Here is a 20,773-nt window from a genome sequence, read left to right on the forward strand (position 1 = left end):
CTAGTGACCAGAGAGATGGGGATGGGCTTTTGTGCCTTCAAGGGGGCAAGCGAAAAAAATTTTTTATCAGCAGAAAATCCCGTCAAAACACCGACACGCCTCACATTTCATAACGATTTCAGTCACGTCGTCATAAGTAAATCCGATTGTGATACCATCAAAATCTGCGCTGTAGCCCAGTCAAGGGGCATAACCGGATAACAACTTATGAGCGGACTGAAACAAGAGCTGGGACTGGCTCAGGGCGTTGGCCTGTTGTCGACATCATTATTAGGTACAGGCGTTTTTGCCGTCCCCGCGTTGGCTGCGCTGGTCGCTGGCAACAACAGCCTTTGGGCCTGGCCGGTGCTGATTGTTTTAGTCTTTCCCGTGGCGATTGTCTTTGCCGTGCTCGGCCGCCATTTCCCCAGCGCGGGCGGCGTGGCGCATTTTGTCGGTATGGCCTTTGGCTCGCGCCTGGAGCGCGTCACCGGATGGCTGTTTTTGTCGGTAATCCCGGTTGGCTTGCCTGCGGCATTACATATTGCCGCAGGATTCGGCCAGGCGATGTTTGGCTGGCATGACGAGCAGCTTCTGCTGGCAGAACTCGGTACACTGGCGTTGGTCTGGTACATAGGCTCCCGCGGCGCCAGCTCCAGCGCTAACCTACAAACGGTCATTGCCGGGCTGATCGTGGCCCTGATTGTCGCCATCTGGTGGGCGGGCGATCTAAAACCCAGTGAAATCCCCTTCCCTGCAATTAGCGAAATTGAGCTTCCCGGACTGTTCGCTGCACTGTCAGTGATGTTCTGGTGCTTTGTCGGTCTTGAAGCATTTGCCCACCTGGCCTCTGAATTTAAAAATCCGGAGCGAGACTTCCCGCGCGCGCTAATGATCGGTCTACTGCTGGCAGGTTCTGTCTACTGGGCATGCACCGTCGTCGTCCTCCATTTTGGCGCTTATGGCGAGAAAATGGCGGCGGCGGCATCACTGCCAGAAATTGTTGTACAGCTGTTTGGCGTACAGGCACTGTGGGTCGCCTGCATTATTGGTTATCTGGCCTGCTTTGCCAGTCTCAACATTTATATTCAAAGTTTCGCCCGGCTGGTCTGGTCGCAAGCACAATACAAGCCGGGGAGTTATCTGGCGCGCCTTTCCCCTCGTCACCTTCCGCGCAATGCGCTGAACGCCGTGCTAGGTTGCTGCGTGGTCAGTACCTTGTGCATCTATATGCTGCAAATCAATCTCGATGCGTTAATCGTCTACGCTAACGGCATCTTTATTATGATTTATCTGCTGTGCATGCTGGCAGGTTGTCGATTACTGAAAGGACACTATCGCGCATTGGCGATCGTTGGCGGTTTGCTATGTCTGCTATTGCTGGCGATGGTGGGTTGGAAGAGCCTGTATGCACTGATTATGCTGGCTGCGCTGTGGTTATTTTTACCCGGCAGGCCGGATAAGTCGACGCTGACGCCATCATCCGGCATATGAACACGTGCCGGATGGCGCTAACGCTTATCCGGCCTACATACTGATGCTTAATCCCGACGATCGTCTTTATGTTCGATACTGTCATGATGCTCGTCTTTGCGCTGGAACTCACCGTCAAAGGTCTCGCCCCCACCCGTTCCGGCGCTAAAACCACCGCCGGGCATACGAGAAAAACGCAAATGTGGCAGCAGTTTCATCGTCAGATGCTTCTGCACCGGGGGTAATAAAAGAAGAAGACCAAGGAAATCGGTGAAAAAACCCGGCAGCACTAATAGCAGACCGGCAATAATCAGCGAAACGCTCTTGATCATTTCTGCAGCCGGGCTTTCACCTGCCGCCATTTTTTGTTGCATCAGTAAAAAGTTCTTAAATCCCTGATTACGAACCAGAGACATCCCGATAACCGACGTAAAAATAACCAAAATCAGGGTCATCAGAACACCCAACACATGGGCAACCTGAATAAAAATAGATATCTCTATGTAAACATAGAGAAAAATGGCAAGTAATGGTATCCAGCGCAAAGGGGGCTCCTGTTAATAACAGGCGTTTTGTACAACGTCTGTTCAAAAATTATGTGACTCGCATCAGTCAGATATTGAGGTGGTTAGCAAAATTTCAAGTCGCTTGTACACTAATATTTAGTGTTAATCCTAAAGGGGTGATCTATTTCACAGAATAATAAATAAGGGGTAAATTCCACGCTTTAAGTGATCCAGATTACGGTAGAAATCCTGAACCAGCATATGATCTCGGGTATCAGACCGATGCAGGGGATAATCGTCGGTCGAGAAACAATCGAAATCACATATATCCTGTGTGTTTAGTCAAATCATTGGCAGCTTGAAAAAGAAGGTTCACATGTTAAACAACATTCGTATCGAAGAAGACTTGTTGGGTACCAGGGAAGTTCCAGCGGACGCTTACTATGGTGTTCACACTCTGAGAGCGATTGAAAACTTCTACATTAGCAACAACAAAATCAGCGACATTCCTGAATTTGTTCGCGGCATGGTAATGGTGAAAAAGGCAGCGGCGATGGCCAACAAAGAGCTGCAAACCATTCCTAAAAGTGTGGCAAATGCCATCATCGCGGCGTGTGATGAAGTCCTGAATAACGGAAAATGCATGGATCAGTTCCCGGTAGACGTTTACCAGGGTGGTGCGGGTACCTCCGTCAACATGAACACCAACGAAGTGCTGGCCAATATCGGTCTGGAACTGATGGGTCACCAGAAAGGTGAATATCAGTACCTGAACCCGAACGACCACGTTAACAAATGTCAGTCTACCAACGACGCATACCCAACCGGTTTCCGTATCGCGGTATACGCATCCATCATCAAACTGATTGATGCCCTGAACCAGCTGCGTGAAGGCTTCGAGAAAAAAGCCGATGAATTCCAGGACATCCTGAAAATGGGTCGTACCCAGCTGCAGGATGCTGTGCCGATGACCCTCGGTCAGGAATTCCGTGCTTTCAGCATCCTGCTGAAAGAAGAAGTGAAAAACATTGGGCGTACTGCAGAGCTGCTGCTGGAAGTTAACCTCGGCGCAACGGCAATCGGTACGGGTCTGAACACACCGAAAGAATACTCTCCGCTGGCAGTGAAAAAACTGGCTGAAGTTACCGGTTTTGCCTGTGTTCCTGCAGAAGACCTGATTGAAGCAACTTCTGACTGCGGCGCATACGTTATGGTGCACGGCGCACTGAAACGTCTGGCTGTGAAGATGTCCAAAATCTGTAACGACCTGCGTTTGCTCTCCTCTGGTCCACGTGCCGGCCTGAACGAGATCAACCTGCCGGAACTGCAGGCTGGCTCTTCCATCATGCCAGCTAAAGTGAACCCGGTTGTTCCGGAAGTCGTAAACCAGGTGTGCTTTAAAGTCATCGGTAACGACATCACTGTCACCATGGCGTCTGAAGCAGGTCAGCTGCAGCTGAACGTTATGGAGCCAGTAATCGGCCAGGCAATGTTCGAATCCATTCACATTCTGAGCAACGCTTGCTACAACCTGTTGGAAAAATGCGTTAGCGGCATTACTGCTAACAAAGAAGTGTGCGAAGCATTCGTATACAACTCTATCGGTATCGTTACTTACCTCAACCCGTTCATCGGCCACCACAACGGCGACATCGTTGGTAAAATTTGTGCCGAAACCGGTAAGAGCGTACGTGAAGTTGTCCTCGAGCGCGGCCTGTTGACCGAAGCCGAACTGGACGATATCTTCTCAGTACAGAACCTGATGCACCCGGCTTATAAAGCAAAACGTTATACTGATGAAAGCGAGCAGTAATCGTGTAGGGTAGTACCAGAGAAGGCACGTCAGATGACGTGCCTTTTTTCTTGCACGAAGTTACTTAAAAACAACAATTTAATATCAACTTGTTAAACAACAAGGAAGGCTAATATGATAGTTTTAGAACTTATCATCGTTTTGCTGGCAATCTTTTTAGGTGCCAGACTTGGGGGTATCGGTATTGGATTTGCAGGTGGGCTGGGTGTCCTGGTTCTCGCCGCTATCGGCGTAAAACCCGGTAATATCCCGTTCGATGTCATTTCCATTATCATGGCGGTTATCGCTGCCATCTCAGCTATGCAGATTGCAGGTGGTCTGGACTATCTGGTTCATCAAACTGAAAAACTGCTGCGTAAGAACCCGAAATACATCACGATCCTGGCACCCATCGTGACCTATTTCCTGACCATCTTTGCGGGTACGGGTAACATCTCTCTGGCCACTCTGCCGGTTATCGCTGAAGTTGCGAAGGAACAAGGGATCAAACCTTGCCGTCCGCTCTCAACTGCGGTGGTTTCTGCTCAGATTGCGATCACAGCATCACCAATCTCTGCAGCCGTGGTTTACATGTCTTCCGTAATGGAAGGTCATGGCATCAGCTATATTCATCTGCTGTCCGTGGTTATTCCGTCCACCCTGCTGGCCGTTCTGGTAATGTCCTTCCTGGTGACTATGCTGTTCAACTCTAAACTGTCTGACGATCCGATTTATCGTAAACGTCTGGAAGAAGGTTTGGTTGAACTGCGCGGTGAAAGACAAGTTGAAATCAAAGCAGGCGCAAAAACTTCCGTTTGGCTGTTCCTGCTGGGCGTAATTTGCGTTGTTGTCTATGCGATCGTTAACAGCCCAAGCCTTGGTCTGGTCGCTAAACCGCTGATGAATACCACCAACGCTATCCTGATCATCATGCTGAGCATCGCGACGCTGACTACCATCATCTGCCGCGTTGAAACTGACTCCATTCTGAACTCCAGCACCTTCAAAGCCGGTATGAGCGCCTGTATTTGTATCCTGGGCGTTGCGTGGTTGGGTGATACCTTCGTATCTCACAACATTGACTGGATCAAAGATACTGCAGGTAGCGTAATTCAGGGTCATCCGTGGCTGCTGGCCGTCATCTTCTTCTTTGCTTCTGCATTGCTGTACTCTCAGGCAGCAACCGCTAAAGCACTGATGCCGATGGCTCTGGCGCTGAACGTTTCCCCGCTGACCGCTGTTGCCTCTTTCGCAGCTGTTTCCGGCCTGTTCATTCTGCCAACCTACCCAACGCTGGTTGCGGCAGTTCAGATGGATGACACTGGTACAACCCGCATCGGTAAATTCGTCTTTAACCATCCGTTCTTCATCCCGGGTACTCTGGGTGTAGTTCTGGCTGTCTGCTTCGGCTTCTTGCTGGGTAGCTTCATGCTGTAAGTTTTTTCTGCAGGGTGCCCGTGCGCCCTGCAGTTCCTCCTCCTCACCCCGCTTTAGCTAACATCCTTCCCTCGTCCGTTGTATAGTGACCACTCTTTAGCTGGTTACTCTGTTCTTTCGAGGTGTTTATGCTTGATGTAAAGAGTCAGGATATTTCCATCCCCGATACCGTTGTGGTGCTCTGTACTGCTCCGGATGAAGCAACCGCCCAGGATCTGGCTGCAAAAGTGCTGGCGGAAAAGCTGGCAGCCTGCGTGACACTTCTGCCCGGTGCAACCTCCCTCTATTATTGGGAAGGTAAACTGGAGCAGGAATATGAAGTCCAGATGATTTTAAAAACCACCGCCACGCACCAGCAAGCCCTTCTCGATTGCCTGAAGTCACATCACCCGTATCAAACACCTGAACTTCTGGTTTTACCCGTCACTCACGGAGACTTTGATTACCGCTCATGGCTCAACGCATCCTTACGCTGATCCTGCTGCTGTGCAGCACATCTACCTTTGCCGGATTATTTGACGCGCCCGGCCGCTCGCAGTTTGTTCCTGCCGATCGGGCGTTTGTTTTTGATTTTCAGCAAAATCAACACGATCTGAACCTCTCATGGCAGGTCAAAGATGGCTACTATCTCTATCGCAAACAGATAAGCATTACGCCATCTCAGGCCGATATTGCCGAGGTAAAACTGCCGCCTGGCGTCTGGCATGAAGATGAGTTTTACGGCAAAAGTGAGATTTACCGTAAACAGTTGAATATTCCGGTCACGGTTAATCAGGCCGCAACTGGCGCAACATTAACGGTCACGTACCAGGGCTGTGCCGACGCCGGTTTTTGCTATCCGCCGGAAACTAAAACAGTTCCCTTAAGTGAAGTGTCAGCCGCTGTCGGGGGGGCTCCGGCTACCGCACCTGTCACTGAGGCCCCGGAAGAGAAACCACAGCCCGCAGCCCAACTTCCCTTTTCCGCGCTGTGGGCATTGCTAATCGGCATTGGCATCGCTTTCACGCCCTGCGTACTGCCGATGTATCCGCTGATTTCCGGCATCGTGCTGGGCGGCAAGCAACGGTTATCAACCGGTAGGGCGCTGCTGCTGACGTTTATCTACGTCCAGGGAATGGCGCTCACCTATACTGCGCTGGGTCTGGTTGTTGCCGCCGCCGGATTACAGTTTCAGGCGGCATTACAGCATCCTTATGTTCTGATCGGTCTTGCCATCATCTTTACGCTGCTGGCTCTGTCTATGTTCGGCCTGTTCACGCTGCAACTCCCTTCCTCATTGCAAACGCGCCTCACGTTGCTGAGTAACCGCCAGCAAGGCGGCTCTCCCGGTAGCGTCTTTGCGATGGGGGCGATTGCGGGTCTCATCTGTTCTCCTTGCACAACCGCGCCGCTAAGCGCGATTTTGCTGTATATCGCTCAGAGCGGAAATATGTGGCTGGGAGGCGGTACGCTGTATCTGTACGCGCTGGGGATGGGCTTGCCGCTGATGTTGATTACCGTCTTTGGCAACCGCCTGCTGCCTAAAAGCGGTCCATGGATGGAACATGTTAAAACCGCTTTCGGCTTCGTCATCCTGGCGCTTCCCGTCTTCTTGCTTGAACGCATCATTGGCGACGAATGGGGCGTGCGCCTGTGGTCACTGTTGGGCGTCGCGTTCTTTAGCTGGGCATTCATTACCAGCCTGCAGGCAAAGCACGCCTGGATGCGTATCGTGCAGATTGTCCTGTTAGCCGCAGCGCTTGTCAGTGTACGTCCATTGCAGGACTGGGCGTTTGGCATGCCGCATGCTCAAACCCAGACACACCTTAACTTTACGCCGGTGGCCTCGGTAGAGGCGTTAAATCAGGCGCTGGCGCAAGCCAAAGGCAGGCCCGTCATGTTGGATTTGTATGCCGACTGGTGCGTGGCTTGTAAGGAGTTTGAGAAGTACACCTTCAGCGATCCGCAGGTTCAGCAAGCACTAGGCGACACGGTGCTTTTACAGGCGGATGTAACTGCAAACAATGCCAAGGATGTCGCTCTCCTGAAACATCTACAGGTTTTAGGTTTGCCAACTATCCTGTTTTTTGATGCCGAGGGTAAAGAGCATCCGGAGGCTCGGGTAACGGGATTTATGGATGCAGCGACCTTCAGCGCACATTTGCGCGATCGTCAACCGTGAGCGACACTTGCAAAAGGAAATACGGAGGAGAATACCGTGCAACGTGAAGATGTCCTGGGAGAAGCCCTGAAATTACTTGAGGTTCAAGGGATAGCCAATACCACGCTGGAAATGGTGGCCGAACGTATCGATTATCCGCTTGATGAACTACAGCGCTTTTGGCCAGATAAAGAGGCCATCCTGTATGATGCGTTACGTTACCTCAGCCAGCGGGTGGATATCTGGCGGCGTCAGCTTTTGCTGGATGAGACCCTGAGCGCGGAACAGAAATTACTGGCACGCTACAGCGCACTGTCCGAATGCGTGAGCAATAATCGCTATCCCGGCTGCCTGTTCATTGCCGCCTGCACGTTTTATCCCGATCCTGGACATCCAATCCACCAGTTAGCCGACCAACAAAAAAAAGCAGCGCATGACTTCACTCATGAGCTACTGACTACGCTGGAAGTTGACGACCCGGCTATGGTCGCCAAACAGATGGAGCTGGTGCTGGAGGGATGTCTGAGCCGCATGCTGGTGAATCGTAGCCATGCTGATGTCGAAACGGCACACCGTCTGGCGGAAGATATTCTGCGCTTTGCCCAGTGCCGTATGGGCGGCGCGCTAACCTAAGCGAACAGGCCCGTCCTGGCCGGTGTGAGTAAGCATAACGCCATCAGTCGTTGAAAACGTGCCATCGCTACGGTGGTGCGAATTAATCGGTTAACCGCCCTGGTCAGTGTGTGATTAAAATTCAGCGAATCGCTCTTTTGCCATACTGCCCTTCTTGCGCTTAGCATGACCTGTCGGCATCGTGGCGATCTGGAAGATTTGTGCAAACTTCAGGCACAAACGCACAGATTGCCGTAATATTAAGCGGTTGAACCGCTTTTCCTGAAATTTGATTGACTGGCAGGCGCGAATACGGTTTAATGCGCCCCGTTGCCCGGATAGCTCAGTCGGTAGAGCAGGGGATTGAAAATCCCCGTGTCCTTGGTTCGATTCCGAGTCCGGGCACCACTATTTAAAGAACCCGCCCTTGAGGCGGTTTTTTGCTTTTGTAGTTTCTGATAGCTTCCAGCCGATCGTTTTACCCTATTTCTGACCCGCCACCTCTCACAAACACCCCACGTAAACTCAATCTCGCCGTTAACAGCCAATTTCAGTAAGCAGACGCCAGGGATCTATATAAAAATGGGATTCATCGTAACGGGACGTACAGAGGTGGACGATCTTGGGGCGGGTAGCAGGACAAGTTTTTCCGTAGTGCGGGATTGCCTGATGCGCTGCGCTTATCAGGCCTACAAAATACGTTCAGTACAACGTAGGCCGGATAAGGCGGTGTGCCGCATCCGGCAGGTTTCATTTCACACAGACGCAAAAAAGCCCATCCGGCAGGATGGGCTTCTTCACTTATTTGATGCCTGGCAGTTTATGGCGGGCGTCCTGCCCGCCACCCTCCGGGCCGTTGCTGCGCAACGTTCAAATCCGCTCCCGGCGGATTTGTCCTCCTCAGGAGAGCCCTCACCGACAGACAACAGATAAAACAAAAGGCCCGGTCTTTCGACCGGGCCTTCCGCTTTTATTTGATGCCTGGCAGTTCCCTACTCTCGCATGGGGAGACCCCACACTACCATCGGCGCTACGGCGTTTCACTTCTGAGTTCGGCATGGGGTCAGGTGGGACCACCGCGCTACAGCCGCCAGGCAAATTCTGTTTATTAACCCGCTTGTCGCCGGTTAATCTTATCTGTATCAGGCTGAAAATCTGTCTCTTCGCCAAAACATCTTCGGCGTTGTAAGGTTAAGCCTCACGGTTCATTAGTATCGGTTAGCTCAACGTATCGCTACGCTTACACACCCGACCTATCAACGTCGTCGTCTTCAACGTTCCTTCAGGAGACTCAAAGTCTCAGGGAGAACTCATCTCGGGGCAAGTTTCGTGCTTAGATGCTTTCAGCACTTATCTCTTCCGCATTTAGCTACCGGGCAGTGCCATTGGCATGACAACCCGAACACCAGTGATGCGTCCACTCCGGTCCTCTCGTACTAGGAGCAGCCCCCCTCAATTCTCCAGCGCCCACGGCAGATAGGGACCGAACTGTCTCACGACGTTCTAAACCCAGCTCGCGTACCACTTTAAATGGCGAACAGCCATACCCTTGGGACCTACTTCAGCCCCAGGATGTGATGAGCCGACATCGAGGTGCCAAACACCGCCGTCGATATGAACTCTTGGGCGGTATCAGCCTGTTATCCCCGGAGTACCTTTTATCCGTTGAGCGATGGCCCTTCCATTCAGAACCACCGGATCACTAAGACCTGCTTTCGCACCTGCTCGAGCCGTCACTCTCGCAGTCAAGCTAGCTTATGCCTTTGCACTAACCTCCTGATGTCCGACCAGGATTAGCTAACCTTCGTGCTCCTCCGTTACTCTTTGGGAGGAGACCGCCCCAGTCAAACTACCCACCAGACACTGTCCGCAACCCGGATTACGGGCCCACGTTAGAACACCAGCCATTAAAGGGTGGTATTTCAAGGACGGCTCCATGCAGACTGGCGTCCACACTTCAAAGCCTCCCACCTATCCTACACATCAAGGACCAGTGTTCAGTGTCAAGCTATAGTAAAGGTTCACGGGGTCTTTCCGTCTTGCCGCGGGTACACTGCATCTTCACAGCGAGTTCAATTTCACTGAGTCTCGGGTGGAGACAGCCTGGCCATCATTACGCCATTCGTGCAGGTCGGAACTTACCCGACAAGGAATTTCGCTACCTTAGGACCGTTATAGTTACGGCCGCCGTTTACCGGGGCTTCGATCAAGAGCTTCTCCTTACGGATAACCCCATCAATTAACCTTCCGGCACCGGGCAGGCGTCACACCGTATACGTCCACTTTCGTGTTTGCACAGTGCTGTGTTTTTAATAAACAGTTGCAGCCAGCTGGTATCTTCGACTGATTTCAGCTCCATGAGTAAATCACTTCACCTACCTATCAGCGTGCCTTCTCCCGAAGTTACGGCACCATTTTGCCTAGTTCCTTCACCCGAGTTCTCTCAAGCGCCTTGGTATTCTCTACCTGACCACCTGTGTCGGTTTGGGGTACGATTTGATGTTACCTGATGCTTAGAGGCTTTTCCTGGAAGCAGGGCATTTGTCACTTCAGCACCGTAGTGCCTCGTCATCACACCTCAGCGTTAAAAGGTACCGGATTTACCTGGAACCTCCGCCTACATGCTTAAACCGGGACAACCGTCGCCCGGCCGACATAGCCTTCTCCGTCCCCCCTTCGCAGTAACACCAAGTACAGGAATATTAACCTGTTTCCCATCGACTACGCCTTTCGGCCTCGCCTTAGGGGTCGACTCACCCTGCCCCGATTAACGTTGGACAGGAACCCTTGGTCTTCCGGCGTGCGGGTTTTTCACCCGCATTATCGTTACTTATGTCAGCATTCGCACTTCTGATACCTCCAGCAACCCTCACAGGCCACCTTCAACGGCTTACAGAACGCTCCCCTACCCAACAACACATAGTGTCGCTGCCGCAGCTTCGGTGCATGGTTTAGCCCCGTTACATCTTCCGCGCAGGCCGACTCGACCAGTGAGCTATTACGCTTTCTTTAAATGATGGCTGCTTCTAAGCCAACATCCTGGCTGTCTGTGCCTTCCCACATCGTTTCCCACTTAACCATGACTTTGGGACCTTAGCTGGCGGTCTGGGTTGTTTCCCTCTTCACGACGGACGTTAGCACCCGCCGTGTGTCTCCCGTGATAACATTCTTCGGTATTCGCAGTTTGCATCGGGTTGGTAAGTCGGGATGACCCCCTAGCCGAAACAGTGCTCTACCCCCGAAGATGAATTCACGAGGCGCTACCTAAATAGCTTTCGGGGAGAACCAGCTATCTCCCGGTTTGATTGGCCTTTCACCCCCAGCCACAAGTCATCCGCTAATTTTTCAACATTAGTCGGTTCGGTCCTCCAGTTAGTGTTACCCAACCTTCAACCTGCCCATGGCTAGATCACCGGGTTTCGGGTCTATACCCTGCAACTTAACGCCCAGTTAAGACTCGGTTTCCCTTCGGCTCCCCTATACGGTTAACCTTGCTACAGAATATAAGTCGCTGACCCATTATACAAAAGGTACGCAGTCACACCCGAAGGTGCTCCCACTGCTTGTACGTACACGGTTTCAGGTTCTTTTTCACTCCCCTCGCCGGGGTTCTTTTCGCCTTTCCCTCACGGTACTGGTTCACTATCGGTCAGTCAGGAGTATTTAGCCTTGGAGGATGGTCCCCCCATATTCAGACAGGATACCACGTGTCCCGCCCTACTCTTCGAGTTCACAACCTGTGCATTTTTGTGTACGGGACTATCACCCTGTACCGTCGGACTTTCCAGACCGTTCCACTAACACACATGCTGATTCAGACTCTGGGCTGCTCCCCGTTCGCTCGCCGCTACTGGGGGAATCTCGGTTGATTTCTTTTCCTCGGGGTACTTAGATGTTTCAGTTCCCCCGGTTCGCTTCGTTAACCTATGTATTCAGTTAACGATAGTGTGACGAATCACACTGGGTTTCCCCATTCGGAAATCGCCGGTTATAACGGTTCATATCACCTTACCGGCGCTTATCGCAGATTAGCACGTCCTTCATCGCCTCTGACTGCCAGGGCATCCACCGTGTACGCTTAGTCGCTTAACCTCACAACCCGAAGATGTTTCTTTCGATTCATCATCGACTTGCGAAAATTTGAGAGACTCGAACACACCCTTTATCTGTTCTTATTACGGAGAACAGACACAGTGTGTCGTTTCAATTTTCAGCTTGATCCAGATTTTTAAAGAGCAAATATCTCAAACATGACTCGCAAGTCAGTTTTGAGATATCAGGGTGCGCGTCTTTCACTCACGAACCAGCAAGTGGCGTCCCCTAGGGGATTCGAACCCCTGTTACCGCCGTGAAAGGGCGGTGTCCTGGGCCTCTAGACGAAGGGGACACTGAAGTCTCAATCGCAAGACGCCTTGCTATTCACTTTTCATCAGACAATCTGTGTGAGCACTACAAAGGTCGGTTCTTTAAGGTAAGGAGGTGATCCAACCGCAGGTTCCCCTACGGTTACCTTGTTACGACTTCACCCCAGTCATGAATCACAAAGTGGTAAGCGCCCTCCCGAAGGTTAAGCTACCTACTTCTTTTGCAACCCACTCCCATGGTGTGACGGGCGGTGTGTACAAGGCCCGGGAACGTATTCACCGTGGCATTCTGATCCACGATTACTAGCGATTCCGACTTCATGGAGTCGAGTTGCAGACTCCAATCCGGACTACGACATACTTTATGAGGTCCGCTTGCTCTCGCGAGGTCGCTTCTCTTTGTATATGCCATTGTAGCACGTGTGTAGCCCTACTCGTAAGGGCCATGATGACTTGACGTCATCCCCACCTTCCTCCAGTTTATCACTGGCAGTCTCCTTTGAGTTCCCGGCCGGACCGCTGGCAACAAAGGATAAGGGTTGCGCTCGTTGCGGGACTTAACCCAACATTTCACAACACGAGCTGACGACAGCCATGCAGCACCTGTCTCAGAGTTCCCGAAGGCACCAAAGCATCTCTGCTAAGTTCTCTGGATGTCAAGAGTAGGTAAGGTTCTTCGCGTTGCATCGAATTAAACCACATGCTCCACCGCTTGTGCGGGCCCCCGTCAATTCATTTGAGTTTTAACCTTGCGGCCGTACTCCCCAGGCGGTCGACTTAACGCGTTAGCTCCGGAAGCCACGCCTCAAGGGCACAACCTCCAAGTCGACATCGTTTACGGCGTGGACTACCAGGGTATCTAATCCTGTTTGCTCCCCACGCTTTCGCACCTGAGCGTCAGTCTTTGTCCAGGGGGCCGCCTTCGCCACCGGTATTCCTCCAGATCTCTACGCATTTCACCGCTACACCTGGAATTCTACCCCCCTCTACAAGACTCTAGCCTGCCAGTTTCGGATGCAGTTCCCAGGTTGAGCCCGGGGATTTCACATCCGACTTGACAGACCGCCTGCGTGCGCTTTACGCCCAGTAATTCCGATTAACGCTTGCACCCTCCGTATTACCGCGGCTGCTGGCACGGAGTTAGCCGGTGCTTCTTCTGCGAGTAACGTCAATCGCTGTGGTTATTAACCACAACGCCTTCCTCCTCGCTGAAAGTACTTTACAACCCGAAGGCCTTCTTCATACACGCGGCATGGCTGCATCAGGCTTGCGCCCATTGTGCAATATTCCCCACTGCTGCCTCCCGTAGGAGTCTGGACCGTGTCTCAGTTCCAGTGTGGCTGGTCATCCTCTCAGACCAGCTAGGGATCGTCGCCTAGGTGAGCCGTTACCCCACCTACTAGCTAATCCCATCTGGGCACATCCGATGGCAAGAGGCCCGAAGGTCCCCCTCTTTGGTCTTGCGACATTATGCGGTATTAGCTACCGTTTCCAGTAGTTATCCCCCTCCATCGGGCAGTTTCCCAGACATTACTCACCCGTCCGCCACTCGTCACCCGAGAGCAAGCTCTCTGTGCTACCGTTCGACTTGCATGTGTTAGGCCTGCCGCCAGCGTTCAATCTGAGCCATGATCAAACTCTTCAATTTAAGTTTGATGCTCGTGAATTAAACTTCGTAATGAATTACGTGTTCACTCAGAGACTTGGTATTCATTTTTCGTCTTGCGACGTTAAGAATCCGTATCCTCGAGTGCCCACACAGATTGTCTGATAAATTGTTAAAGAGCAGTTGCGACGCGCCTTAGCGCTCTGTCGCGAGGTGGCGTATATTACGCTTTCCTCTTTCAGAGTCAACCCTCATTTTCAGGTTTTTCTCTTCAACCGACCGGGCTGTTTGTGTGAAGTGATTCACATCCGCCGTGTCGATGGAGGCGCATTATAGGGAGTTTCCTTCAGCCCGCAACCCTTAAATGACAGAAAAATGACTGACTGCTGCATTCCACAGCAAAACCCCGCCTTATACCCATTTACGCACAGAGTTATCCACAATCGTCAAAAAACTACCGGTACGCATTACTTAAAAGAGGAGAGAACCGGCACAGAACGCTCTATATATAGAAGAAGTATTGGCAGCCTAAGCCCACATTCCTTACCACCTTTGAATTACGCATGCCGTCGGGCGATAATACCCGCACAAACCGTGATTCCAGGACCGTGATGAGACACTCTCTGCAACGTACTGCTATACGCAAACGCCCAATGAAGCTCGGCACTACCGTGATCCTCATGGTCAGTGCAGTACTCTTCTCAGTGCTGCTTGTTGTTCATCTGATTTACTTTTCGCAAATCAGCAACATGACACGCGATGCATTAGCGGATAAAGCGCTTGCGGTCGCGCGGACGCTGGCAAACTCGCCGGAGATCCGCCAAGGGTTAATGAAAAAACCTGAGGAAAGCGGCATTCAGGCGATTGCCCAGGCGGTGAATAAGAGCAACGATTTTTTGTTCATCGTCGTCACCGATATGCAAAGCATTCGTTATTCCCATCCCGAAGCGCAGCGGATCGGCCAGCCGTTTAAAGGTGATGACATTTTGCTGGCTCTGCAGGGCAAAGAGAATGTTGCCATTAATCGCGGGTTTCTGGCTAAAGCTCTGCGCGTGTTTACCCCTATCTATGATGAGCATCACCGACAGATTGGCGTGGTGGCGATCGGCCTTGAGCTAAGCAGAGTGACTGAGCAGATCAATAACAGTCGCGGCAGCATCTTCTGGTCCATCTTGTTTGGCGTTCTGGTTGGGTTACTCGGCACATGGGTATTCGTCAAAGTCCTTAAACGCATTCTGTTTGGCCTGGAGCCGTATGAAATCTCCAATCTGTTCGAACAACGCCAGGCGATGCTGCACTCTATAAAGGAAGGTGTCATTGCCGTTGATGAGTGTGGTGAAGTCACGCTGATAAACCAGGCGGCGCAGGAACTGCTTGATTACCACAAATCCCAAGACGATGCCCAGCTCTCGACGCTCAGCCACGCATGGTCACAGGTGGTCGATTTTTCGCAAGTACTACGCGATGGAACGCCACGCCGCGATGAAGAGATCACGGTGAAAGATCGGCTACTCTTAATTAACACTGTTCCGGTACTCAGCAACGGAAAAATCATCGGGGCCATTTCAACGTTCCGCGATAAAACAGAAGTTCGGAAACTGATGCAACGCCTGGACGGTATGGTTAACTATGCCGACGCACTTCGTGAACGATCCCACGAATTCATGAACAAATTGCACGTGATTCTGGGATTATTGCACCTGAAAAGTTATAAGCAGCTTGAAAATTACATCCTGAAGACCGCGAACAATTATCAGGAAGAGATTGGCTCACTGTTAGGAAAAATAAAATCTCCGGTGATCGCTGGATTTTTACTCAGTAAGATTAATCGCACATCTGATTTAGGTCATAGTCTGGTCATTAGCAATGAAAGCCAATTGCCGGAAAACAGCAATGAAGATCAGGTAGCGGTGCTGATTACCGTTTTGGGGAATTTGATTGAAAACGCCCTGGAGGCGCTAGGTCAAGAACCCGGTGGCGAGATCAGCGTATCCTTGCACTATCGACACGGCTGGTTGCATTGCGAAGTGAATGACGATGGTCCAGGGATCGCCCCTGAACACATTGAGCACATCTTTGAGAAGGGCGTCTCGTCAAAAGGAACCGAACGAGGCGTCGGTTTAGCACTTGTGAAACAGCAGGTTGAAAGTGTTGGCGGCAATATTTCCGTCGAGTCTGAACCTGGGGTCTTCACCCAATTTTTTGTACAGTTACCGTGGAATGGTGAGAGGGCCAGCAGATGATCAATGTCTTAATTGTCGATGACGATGCAATGGTAGCGGAATTAAATCGTCGTTATGTCGCGCAACTCTCCGGTTTTCATTGCTGCGGAACAGCCTCTACGCTGGAGAAAGCCAAAGAGATCATCTTTCATAGCGGTCATCATATCGATTTGATTTTGCTGGATATTTACATGCAAAAAGAAAACGGTCTGGATCTGCTGCCCGTTCTGCACAGCAAAGGCTGCAAGTGTGATGTTATTGTCATCTCTTCCGCCGCTGACGCGACCACCATCAAAGACTCTCTGCACTATGGTGTCGTTGACTACCTGATCAAACCTTTCCAGGCTTCCCGTTTTGAAGAGGCGCTAACCGGCTGGCTACATAAGAAAACAGAGATGGAAAAGCATCAGTACTATGAACAGTCTGAGCTTGACCAACTTATTCACGGCAGCTCCTCCAATGAGCAGGAAGTACGCCGCTTACCCAAAGGGCTAACGCCACAAACATTACGTACGCTGTGCCAGTGGATTGATGAGCATCAGGATCAGGAGTTCTCTACGGATGAGCTGGCCAATGAGGTCAATATCTCCCGCGTCTCTTGCCGTAAATACCTTATCTGGCTGGTTAATTGTCACATCTTATTTACCAGCATCCACTATGGCGTGACCGGTAGACCTGTTTATCGTTACCGCGTTCAGGCAGAGCAATACTCATTGCTTAAACAATATTGCCAATAAATACATTTTGGGATTATTTGTTATTTGAAAGTAACAATTATTAAAATAATGAAAAATCCCTATTTTACTGGCTTAAGCAGAAGCATTATCAATTTGCGTTAGATCAAATATATTTGTACGCAGCATGTCAAAAGCTATATTTCAATATTGATAAACATCACACTGTTTTTAATTTCAAAATCGCTAACAAAAGTTAATTAAGTATTATCTGACTCGCAGAGTGTGTATTTTTACCCATAAAGGATTAGTCTGAAATTAACCAGACATACAAAATCTGGACTGGTAGCAATGGAGACCATGCTACGTACCATGGACACCGTACATTTTTGTGAGCAAATAAAAGTATCCGTACGCCGATCTCATTACATAATGAAATGGCGTGACCGTGATCACACAAATAACCCACTCACTCATTCTGTCCGTGGTTCATGTCATAGCGGAAAACGCAAAACAGATAAATTACAGCGTCAACCGCAGCTCTCTATGCCCAGTTCTGCTTCCCATCGCCTGAGGATTTTCTCCTCTGTTCAACGCCACAGAAAAAAACTAAATATCGCCATAACTTTAAAAAAACATTCTAGCAAGACATTTGAACATTAATCGCAAATACGGACATATCGAATACTGACCATTTTTTGATGCTTATTCTGGCAAAAAAGAATGTGCCACAGATCCATTTTTCAAAAAATTGACTGGGTTTTTCGCGAGGGTAAATAAAATGTTATTTAGTATACAACTTCTCATAATATTAATATGTTTGTTTTATGGTGCCAGAAAGGGCGGTATCGCACTGGGCTTATTAGGCGGTATCGGCCTGGTCATTCTGGTTTTCGTTTTCCATCTCCAGCCGGGTAAACCACCTGTAGACGTTATGCTGGTTATTATTGCCGTGGTGGCCGCATCGGCAACCCTGCAAGCCTCCGGCGGCCTTGACGTTATGCTGCAAATCGCTGAAAAGCTGCTGCGCCGTAACCCAAAATACGTTTCTATCGTCGCGCCGTTTGTTACCTGCACCCTGACGATTCTCTGTGGTACAGGCCACGTGGTATACACCATCCTGCCAATCATTTATGACGTTGCCATTAAGAATAATATTCGCCCGGAACGTCCAATGGCGGCGAGTTCTATCGGTGCGCAAATGGGTATTATCGCCAGCCCGGTTTCCGTAGCCGTGGTGTCACTGGTCGCCATGCTGGGTAATGTGACGTTTGAAGGCAAACATCTCGAATTCCTCGATCTGCTCAGCATCACCATCCCGTCTACCCTGCTGGGTATACTGGCTATCGGTATTTTCAGCTGGTTCCGTGGTAAAGATCTGGATAAAGATGAAGAATTCCAGAAGTTTATTTCCGTACCTGAAAACCACAACTATGTTTATGGCGACACCGCCACGCTGTTAGATAAAAAACTGCCGAAAAGCAACTGGCTGGCCATGTGGATCTTCCTCGCCGCTATCGCCGTGGTTGCTGTGCTCGGCGCATTCTCTGAGCTGCGCCCTACCTTCAGCGGCAAACCGCTGTCCATGGTGCTGGTTATCCAGATGTTCATGCTGCTGACCGGTGCGCTGATTATTATCCTGACGAAGACCAATCCCGCTTCAATATCTAAAAACGAAGTCTTCCGTTCCGGTATGATCGCGATTGTGGCGGTGTACGGTATTGCCTGGATGGCCGAAACAATGTTCGGTGCGCACATGACAGAAATCGAAGGTGTGCTGGGTAATATGGTGAAAGAGTATCCGTGGGCCTATGCAATTGTTCTGCTGCTGGTATCCAAGTTTGTAAACTCCCAGGCAGCGGCGCTGGCGGCGATTGTTCCGGTCGCGCTGGCAATCGGAGTTGATCCAGCGTACATCGTTGCTTCGGCGCCGGCATGTTACGGTTACTACATTCTGCCGACCTACCCGAGCGATCTGGCTGCTATTCAGTTTGACCGTTCCGGTACCACCCACATCGGCCGCTTCGTTATCAACCACAGCTTCATTCTGCCTGGCTTGATCGGCGTAAGCGTATCCTGTGTCTTTGGTTGGATATTCGCCGCAATGTACGGTTTCCTGTAATCACAGTTCGCGTGCCGTCCGCGTTGGTACGGCACGCCACTCTTAAGACACAGTGAATTTCTAAATTCCTGATAAAAATGAAAAGGCTGGAAGCAAATGTCAAAAGTTGAATTCACTTACCAGGCGGCTTTCCCACTGGGGGAAGACAAAACTGAGTACTACCTGCTGACATCCGATCACGTCAGCGTCGGCGAGTTTGAAGGCGAGACTATCCTGAAAGTAGCCCCTGAAGCACTTACGCTACTGGCTCAGCAAGCCTTCCACGATGCCTCCTTTATGCTCCGCCCTGAACACCAACAGCAAGTCGCCTCAATTCTCCATGATCCCGAAGCCAGCGAAAACGATAAGTACGTGGCGCTGCAGTTCCTGAGAAACTCCGAAATCGCCGCCAAAGGCGTATTGCCAACCTGCCAGGACACCGGTACGGCCATTATCATGGGTAAAAAAGGCCAGCGCGTGTGGACCGGCGGCGGCGATGAAGCCGCGCTCTCCAGAGGCGTATTTAATACCTATATTGAAGATAACCTGCGCTACTCGCAAAACGCGGCGCTGGATATGTACAAAGAAGTGAATACCGGCACCAACCTGCCTGCGCAAATCGATCTGTACAGCGTGGACGGTGACGAATACAAATTCCTGTGCGTGGCCAAAGGCGGTGGCTCAGCCAACAAGACCTATCTGTATCAGGAAACCAAAGCGCTGCTGACTCCCGGAAAACTGAAAAACTTCCTGGTGGAAAAAATGCGCACGCTGGGTACCGCAGCTTGCCCGCCGTACCATATTGCATTCGTCATTGGCGGCACGTCAGCGGAAAGCACCCTTAAAACGGTGAAGCTGGCCAGCACGCACTACTATGATGCGCTGCCGACTGAAGGCAATGCCCACGGCCAGGCGTTCCGCGATCTGCAACTGGAACAGGAACTGCTGATCGAAGCACAGAAACTCGGCCTCGGCGCTCAGTTTGGCGGAAAATACTTCGCACATGACATCCGCGTGATCCGTCTACCTCGCCACGGCGCGTCCTGCCCGGTAGGTATGGGCGTTTCCTGCTCCGCGGACCGTAACATTAAAGCCAAGATTAACCGCGAAGGGATCTGGATTGAAAAACTGGAACATAATCCAGGTCAGTACATTCCCGAATCTCTGCGCCAGGCTGGCGAAGGCGAAGTGGTTAAGGTAGACCTTAACCGTCCGATGAAAGAGATCCTCGCCCAGCTTTCGCAGTACCCGGTTTCTACCCGCCTGTCACTGAGCGGCACGATTATTGTTGGTCGTGACATCGCCCACGCGAAGCTAAAAGAGCGTATTGAGTCCGGCGAAGGTCTGCCGCAGTACGTGAAAGATCATCCGATCTACTACGCGGGCCCGGCAAAAACGCCAGCGGGTTATCCGTCCGGCTCTTTAGGCCCGACTACCGCAGGTCGTATGGACTCCTATGTTGACCTGTTGCAGTCACACGGCGGCAGCATGATCATGCTGGCAAAAGGCAACCGTAGCCAGCAGGTGACAGACGCTTGCCACAAACACGGCGGTTTCTACTTAGGCAGCATCGGCGGACCGGCAGCGGTACTGGCGCAGCAGAGCATTAAGCATCTGGAATGCGTGGAATACCCGGAGCTGGGTATGGAAGCTATCTGGAAAATCGAAGTAGAAGATTTCCCGGCGTTCATCCTGGTCGATGATAAAGGCAACGATTTCTTCCAGCAAATCGTCAGCAAACAATGCGCTAACTGCGCGAAGTAACCTATTCGGCCCGGCACTGGACTGACACTAAACTTTTGGCGTCAGTCCAGCGATCCCCCCGGGCCACCTTAATCCCCCCATTTACTGGCGTTGAATTTTTGCT

11 protein-coding genes, 2 tRNA genes, 3 rRNA genes and 2 pseudogenes are annotated in these 20,773 nt (G+C 51.1%); 12 read left to right on the forward strand and 6 right to left on the reverse strand.

All coding sequences use genetic code 11. The features are described from left to right. Positions 1 to 207 precede the first annotated feature (207 nt). On the forward strand, positions 208 to 1,473 hold the full coding sequence (gene yjeH, locus ICA20_RS22415; RefSeq protein WP_038636468.1) for an L-methionine/branched-chain amino acid transporter: 1,266 nt from the start codon (positions 208 to 210) through the stop codon (positions 1,471 to 1,473). A gap of 47 nt (positions 1,474 to 1,520) precedes the next feature. Here the strand turns inward: yjeH and ICA20_RS22420 are convergent, their stop codons facing one another. Then, positions 1,521 to 1,997 (reverse strand): FxsA family protein, encoded by a 477-nt coding sequence (locus ICA20_RS22420; protein WP_038636465.1) that lies wholly within the window; start codon positions 1,995 to 1,997, stop codon positions 1,521 to 1,523. A gap of 337 nt (positions 1,998 to 2,334) precedes the next feature. Here ICA20_RS22420 and aspA point away from each other — a divergent pair, with 337 nt between their 5' ends. From aspA to ICA20_RS22445, 5 genes are all read left to right on the forward strand, one after another. Next, positions 2,335 to 3,771: an aspartate ammonia-lyase gene (aspA, locus tag ICA20_RS22425; RefSeq protein ID WP_032940252.1), complete on the forward strand. Its 1,437-nt coding sequence runs from the start codon at positions 2,335 to 2,337 to the stop codon at positions 3,769 to 3,771. A gap of 114 nt (positions 3,772 to 3,885) precedes the next feature. After that, complete coding sequence (gene dcuA, locus ICA20_RS22430; RefSeq protein WP_038636462.1) at positions 3,886 to 5,187, forward strand: anaerobic C4-dicarboxylate transporter DcuA; 1,302 nt, start codon at positions 3,886 to 3,888, stop codon at positions 5,185 to 5,187. A gap of 128 nt (positions 5,188 to 5,315) precedes the next feature. Next, positions 5,316 to 5,663: a divalent cation tolerance protein CutA gene (cutA, locus tag ICA20_RS22435; RefSeq protein WP_038636459.1), complete on the forward strand. Its 348-nt coding sequence runs from the start codon at positions 5,316 to 5,318 to the stop codon at positions 5,661 to 5,663. Further along, on the forward strand, positions 5,639 to 7,348 hold the full coding sequence (locus tag ICA20_RS22440; RefSeq protein ID WP_129694864.1) for a protein-disulfide reductase DsbD: 1,710 nt from the start codon (positions 5,639 to 5,641) through the stop codon (positions 7,346 to 7,348). The genes cutA and ICA20_RS22440 overlap by 25 nt, the downstream gene beginning before the upstream one ends. Before the next feature lie 36 nt (positions 7,349 to 7,384). After that, on the forward strand, positions 7,385 to 7,960 hold the full coding sequence (locus ICA20_RS22445; RefSeq protein ID WP_006686267.1) for a transcriptional regulator: 576 nt from the start codon (positions 7,385 to 7,387) through the stop codon (positions 7,958 to 7,960). Here the strand turns inward: ICA20_RS22445 and ICA20_RS22450 are convergent. Then, positions 7,957 to 8,067 (reverse strand): annotated as a pseudogene (locus ICA20_RS22450) (LysE family translocator); the annotation flags it as partial. The gene ICA20_RS22445 and the pseudogene ICA20_RS22450 sit on opposite strands and share 4 nt — an antisense overlap. A gap of 204 nt (positions 8,068 to 8,271) precedes the next feature. Here ICA20_RS22450 and ICA20_RS22455 point away from each other — a divergent pair. Together ICA20_RS22455 and ICA20_RS22460 are read left to right on the forward strand one after the other, a co-directional pair. Beyond that, positions 8,272 to 8,347, forward strand: a tRNA-Phe gene (locus tag ICA20_RS22455). A 117-nt stretch (positions 8,348 to 8,464) separates the two neighbouring features. Then, a pseudogene (locus ICA20_RS22460) lies at positions 8,465 to 8,566 on the forward strand (GNAT family N-acetyltransferase); the annotation flags it as partial. 352 nt (positions 8,567 to 8,918) lie between these two features. Here the strand turns inward: ICA20_RS22460 and rrf are convergent. The 4 genes from rrf to ICA20_RS22480 form a co-directional block, all read right to left on the reverse strand. Further along, positions 8,919 to 9,034 (reverse strand): 5S ribosomal RNA (rrf, locus tag ICA20_RS22465). Positions 9,035 to 9,126: 92 nt separating this feature from the next. Then, a 23S ribosomal RNA gene (locus tag ICA20_RS22470) occupies positions 9,127 to 12,031 on the reverse strand. A 219-nt stretch (positions 12,032 to 12,250) separates the two neighbouring features. Beyond that, positions 12,251 to 12,326, reverse strand: a tRNA-Glu gene (locus ICA20_RS22475). 85 nt (positions 12,327 to 12,411) lie between these two features. Continuing rightward, positions 12,412 to 13,951, reverse strand: a 16S ribosomal RNA gene (locus ICA20_RS22480). Together the 16S, 23S and 5S rRNA genes with 1 tRNA gene alongside form the textbook arrangement of a ribosomal RNA operon. A gap of 569 nt (positions 13,952 to 14,520) precedes the next feature. Here ICA20_RS22480 and ICA20_RS22485 point away from each other — a divergent pair. The 4 genes from ICA20_RS22485 (at position 14,521) to fumA (ending at position 20,670) form a co-directional block, all read left to right on the forward strand. Beyond that, the gene (locus ICA20_RS22485; protein ID WP_038636450.1) at positions 14,521 to 16,152 is read left to right on the forward strand and encodes a sensor histidine kinase; all 1,632 of its coding nucleotides are present in this window, start codon (positions 14,521 to 14,523) and stop codon (positions 16,150 to 16,152) included. Then, positions 16,149 to 16,868 (forward strand): two-component system response regulator DcuR, encoded by a 720-nt coding sequence (gene dcuR / locus ICA20_RS22490; protein WP_038636447.1) that lies wholly within the window; start codon positions 16,149 to 16,151, stop codon positions 16,866 to 16,868. The genes ICA20_RS22485 and dcuR overlap by 4 nt, the downstream gene beginning before the upstream one ends. A gap of 718 nt (positions 16,869 to 17,586) precedes the next feature. Beyond that, positions 17,587 to 18,927 carry an anaerobic C4-dicarboxylate transporter DcuB gene (gene dcuB / locus ICA20_RS22495; protein ID WP_003031873.1) on the forward strand — a complete coding sequence of 447 codons (1,341 nt, stop codon included), beginning with the start codon at positions 17,587 to 17,589 and terminating at the stop codon, positions 18,925 to 18,927. 96 nt (positions 18,928 to 19,023) lie between these two features. Then, the gene (gene fumA, locus ICA20_RS22500; protein ID WP_038636444.1) at positions 19,024 to 20,670 is read left to right on the forward strand and encodes a class I fumarate hydratase FumA; all 1,647 of its coding nucleotides are present in this window, start codon (positions 19,024 to 19,026) and stop codon (positions 20,668 to 20,670) included. Positions 20,671 to 20,773 lie beyond the last annotated feature (103 nt).

Source organism: Citrobacter sp. C5_2, from assembly GCF_014596845.2.
Taxonomy (GTDB): Bacteria; Pseudomonadota; Gammaproteobacteria; order Enterobacterales; family Enterobacteriaceae; genus Citrobacter; species Citrobacter werkmanii.